General features: G+C 45.7%; 4 protein-coding genes. All 4 read right to left on the reverse strand.

What is annotated here, in order from left to right:
* Window positions 1–54: 54 nt before the first annotated feature.
* On the reverse strand, window positions 55–1,401 hold the full coding sequence (locus tag CCU_RS04120; protein ID WP_055146778.1) for a citrate/2-methylcitrate synthase: 1,347 nt from the start codon (window positions 1,399–1,401) through the stop codon (window positions 55–57).
* 40 nt (window positions 1,402–1,441) lie between these two features.
* Window positions 1,442–2,092 (reverse strand): endonuclease III domain-containing protein, encoded by a 651-nt coding sequence (locus tag CCU_RS04125; protein ID WP_015533674.1) that lies wholly within the window; start codon window positions 2,090–2,092, stop codon window positions 1,442–1,444.
* 181 nt (window positions 2,093–2,273) lie between these two features.
* Window positions 2,274–2,903 (reverse strand): uracil phosphoribosyltransferase, encoded by a 630-nt coding sequence (gene upp, locus CCU_RS04130; RefSeq protein WP_015533675.1) that lies wholly within the window; start codon window positions 2,901–2,903, stop codon window positions 2,274–2,276.
* Window positions 2,904–2,941: 38 nt separating this feature from the next.
* Window positions 2,942–4,330: a uracil-xanthine permease family protein gene (locus CCU_RS04135; protein ID WP_015533676.1), complete on the reverse strand. Its 1,389-nt coding sequence runs from the start codon at window positions 4,328–4,330 to the stop codon at window positions 2,942–2,944.
* Window positions 4,331–4,550 lie beyond the last annotated feature (220 nt).

Genomic DNA, 4,550 nt, shown 5'->3' on the forward strand with positions numbered 1-4,550 from the left:
TAGTAAGTTAGTTACGTCGTAGACGAGGCTTTAAGGTTATTGAAAACACATTGACTATCTGGCGTCTCTGTCTACATATTCTCTATACTTAACCAGACTCTTATATGCCGGTCTGATGATCTTGTCTGTAGTGACAAGCTCCTCGATTCTGTGAGCGCTCCATCCAACTATACGTGCCACTGCAAAGAGCGGTGTGTAGAGCTCCCTAGGAATTCCGAGCATCTCATACACGAATCCGCTGTAGAAGTCTACGTTAGGGCTGACACCCTTGTATATCTTGCGTTCCTTGGCGATGAGCTTTGGCGCGATCTTCTCAATGTTGTTGTACAGAGTCATATCCTCGTCCCTGCCCTTGGCAGCGGCAAGCTGTTCGACAAATGACTTGAAGACTTTTTCTCTTGGGTCTGACAGTGAGTAAACGGCATGGCCCATACCATAGATGAGTCCCTTGTGGTCGTAGGCTTGCTTGTTCAGCAGCTTATCCAGATATGCCTCTATGGCCTCTTCGTCATGGTAATCCTTTATGTGCTCCTTGATATCGTCCATCATGTTCATAACCTGCAGGTTGGCACCACCATGCTTCCTTCCCTTGAGGGATGAAAGGGCGGCGGCAATGGCAGAGTATGTGTCAGAGCCGGATGACGTTACAACTCTTGTGGTGAATGTGGAATTGTTACCACCGCCGTGTTCCATGTGAAGCAGAAGTGCTATGTCAAGAACTCTTGCCTCAAGCTCGGTATACTTCATGTCAGGCCTGAGCATCCTGAGGATGTTTTCAGCCACGGAAGCATCCTTGTCAGGTCTGTGAATGTACATACTTCCGTCGTTCTCATAATGGTTGTATGCGTGATAACCATACACAGCCATCATAGGAAATGTTCCGATGAGACCGATACACTGTCTGAGAACATTGTCTATATCCAGGTTGGTAGCCTGATTATCGTATGAAGCCAGAGTCAGCACACTTCTTGTCATGGAGTTCATTATATCCACACTAGGTGCTTTCATGATGACATCACGGGTAAAGTTGGTCGGCAGGTTCATGGACTCGGCGATGACACTGCTGAATTCTGAGAGCTGAGCCTCGGTAGGCAGTTCTCCGAAGAGAAGAAGATAAGCAGCTTCCTCAAATATATGGCGTTTTCCTTTGCCGCCTTTTACGAGATCCTGTACATCATAGCCTCTGTACAATAACTGTCCGTCACACGGAACCTTCTGGCCATCCACATCCTTAAATGCTATGATCTGTGATATATTGGTAAGACCGGTCAGAACTCCCTGTCCATTCTCATCACGCAGTCCTCTTTTTACTCCGTATCTGGCATAGAGCTCTTTGTCTATCACATCATGCTGCTGACAGAGAGAAGCCTGCTTCTCCACGTATTCTGTCAGATTCTCCATATACTCCATATAAGTAACTCCTTTCCGTTTGTATGATAAATCAGATGATCTTTTTGCATATGTCGCTTAGACAACATGCGTCGCAATGTGGCTTCGTTCTGGCTGTGCACACGGATCTGCCGTGATCCACCAGCCTGTGACAGAAGTCATTGCTCTCATCTGGAGGTACAAGCTTCCACAGTTCCATCTCAACCTTCTTCGGATCTTTTATCCCGTCAACCAGTCCCATTCGGTTGACAAGGCGTATACAGTGGGTATCTGTTACAATGGCAGGTTTGCCGTAGATATCACCCATGATGAGGTTTGCGCTCTTGCGGCCTACGCCGGGGAGCTTAAGCAGCTCATCTAGACTGTCAGGAACCTGGCAATCATAGGAATCAACAAGCATATTCATACATGCACTAATATCTCTGGCCTTGCTCTTCCCCAGTCCGCAAGGTCTCACAATGGCCTCGATGTCACTGACATCGGCAGCAGCCAGTTCTTTTACTCCTGGATATTTGGCAAATAAATCCTGGACTACCACATTCACCCTTGCATCAGTGCACTGCGCCGCCAGGCGGACACTGACAAGAAGCTGCCATGCGTGTGAAGTATCGAGGGTGCATACTGTGTCAGGATATTCCTTCTTCAGCCTCTCGATAATGTCCAGTGTTCTCTGTTTTTTCGTATATCTCTTCTGTGATTCCATAAAAAAGACCTCCAGTCTCTATATGATAACATGAAAGGCCTGCAAATGGATATCGAAAAAGAATTCTTAATAAAAATGTTAGAAGTGTGAAAATGTTGGGAAGAGAAGACATGCCGTAGCCCAATATATGTGCTGGGCTGCGGCATGTCTTTGCTGGTATAAATATCATGTCTGAAAGATCTTACTTTGTTCCGAAGATTCTGTCGCCGGCATCGCCAAGTCCTGGGCAGATGTAAGCGTTCTCGTTCAGCTCGCGGTCAACATGACCAACGTATAGCTGGATGTCAGGATGAGCCTTGAGAAGTCTCTCAATTCCCTGCGGTGCAGCGATGATCGACATGAACTTGATATGCTTACCGCCGTGCTGCTTGATGAAATCAACGGCAGCAACAGCTGATCCTCCGGTTGCAAGCATAGGATCCGTGACAACTATAAGTCTCTCATCGATAGGATCAGGGAGCTTGCAGTAGTACTCATGAGGTTCATGAGTCTCCTCGTCTCTGTACAGACCGATGTGTCCGATCTTGGCTGTAGGAACCAGAGCCTGAAGTCCACTGACCATTCCAAGTCCTGCACGGAGAATAGGTACGATCGCAAGATTTCTTCCTGCGATGACCGGAGTCATGCATTCCTCGATAGGAGTCTCTATACATACATCCTCGGTAGGAAGATCTTTCAGAGCCTCATATCCCATGAGCATGGCGATCTCTTCAACAAGTGCACGGAATTCGGCAGTTCCGGTGTTCTTATCTCTGAGCTTTGAAATCTTATGCTGAATAAGTGGATGTGTCATAACTGTGTAATCTGTCATATTGTGTAACCTCCTAATAAATAATATACAGATAATTATTATGCCTCAATGTCAGAGTTCTGTGGATTCATTCCAAGTCCACGGCTTACATCACCCTTGGTGTTCTCACCAAATGTATAGTCGTTACCAGGCAGTATAGCATTCAGCAGGATGCCGAATATAGCTGCGAGGGCAAGTCCTGTAAGAGTGATAGTTGTGCCTCCGATCGTGAATGTAAGGCCATTTTTGAAACCAAGTCCACATACCATGATAACGGCTGCGATGATCAGGTTTCTTGACTTCGTGAAGTCTACGTGGTTCTCAACCACATTTCTTACACCTATGGCTGAGATCATTCCGTAGAGGATGAAGCTTATGCCGCCAATGATGGCGAAAGGCATTGAGCGGATGACTTCTGCAACCTTAGGTATGAAACCGAGGATGACTGCAAAAATGGCAGCCAGTCGTATAACTCTTGGATCGTGAACGCGGCTGAGCTCGAGAACTCCTGTGTTCTCTCCGTAGGTTGTGTTGGCAGGACCGCCAAAGAGTGCGGAGAGAGATGTTGCCAGACCATCACCGATAAGTGTTCTGTGGAGACCTGGATCCTCAAGGAAATTCTGATCTACAGTTGCTGATATGGCACATATATCACCTATATGCTCCATCATGGAAGCGATGGCGATAGGAGCCATGACAAGTATGGCAGTTAAGTTAAATTTGCAGATCTGGAAAGGTGGCAGACCGAGAAAATGTGCGTCTGAAACTCCAGAAAAGCTGAGTATTGCTGAACCATCAGGGTTGGTCATACCACAGAAGTGAAGTATGAGTGCAACGCCATATGAGATAAGTACACCCATGAGGATAGGTATGATCTTGAACATGCCCTTGCCCCAGATGTTGAACACAATGACAACAGCCAGTGCGATAAATGCAAGCAGCCAGTTAGTGGATGCGTTTGATATAGCTGATGGTGCGAGGCTCAGACCGATACATATGATGATAGGTCCGGTAACCACTGGTGGAAGGAATCTCATGACACGCTTCACGCCGACAAGCTTGACGATCAGTGCAAGTATCAGATACAGAAGTCCTGCAACCACAATACCGCCACATGCATATGGAAGCTTTTCGCCCATTGGCATGTCCTTGAATATGCCTGTTTTAAGGTCTGCAACTGTGGAGAAACCTCCCAGAAATGCAAATGAAGAACCGAGAAATGCAGGTACCTTAAGCTTAGTGCATAAGTGGAAGAACAGTGTTCCAAGACCGGCACATACAAGAGTTACCTGAATTGAGAGTCCCTGACCCTCGAAGTATCCGTTTACGAGAAGCGGAACAAGAATTGTTGCACCAAACATGGCAAACATATGCTGGAATCCAAGTAAAAGCATCTTTGGAATTCCAAGCTTACGTGCATCACGAATGGCTTCTTTTTGATTATCCATAAGTAATAATCCTCCCATATTTTTTCTTAGTTAAATATTATAAAGTTTATTTACACTAAGGTCAATTTGAATAGTGAAATTTCCAAAATAAACTTAAGATATGTAATATATGTCAGCACTTGACAAAATGTTACAGAATTGTTACAATTCTGCTTGGATTGAGTAAAGGGGAGAAAAATAAAGATACAGGTCGAAGGAGACTACAGATATTATGATTGAA

The organism is Coprococcus sp. ART55/1, assembly GCF_000210595.1.
GTDB lineage: Bacteria > Bacillota > Clostridia > Lachnospirales > Lachnospiraceae > Coprococcus > Coprococcus aceti.

What these genes read in the sequence shown, in the direction of transcription:
- CCU_RS04135 (WP_015533676.1), bottom strand. Translation starts at nt 4,330, where the DNA reads ATGGATAATCAAAAAGAAGCCATTCGTGATGCACGTAAGCTTGGAATT.
- CCU_RS04120 (WP_055146778.1), bottom strand. Translation starts at nt 1,401, where the DNA reads ATGGAGAATCTGACAGAATACGTGGAGAAGCAGGCTTCTCTCTGTCAG.
- CCU_RS04125 (WP_015533674.1), bottom strand. Translation starts at nt 2,092, where the DNA reads ATGGAATCACAGAAGAGATATACGAAAAAACAGAGAACACTGGACATT.
- upp (WP_015533675.1), bottom strand. Translation starts at nt 2,903, where the DNA reads ATGACAGATTACACAGTTATGACACATCCACTTATTCAGCATAAGATT.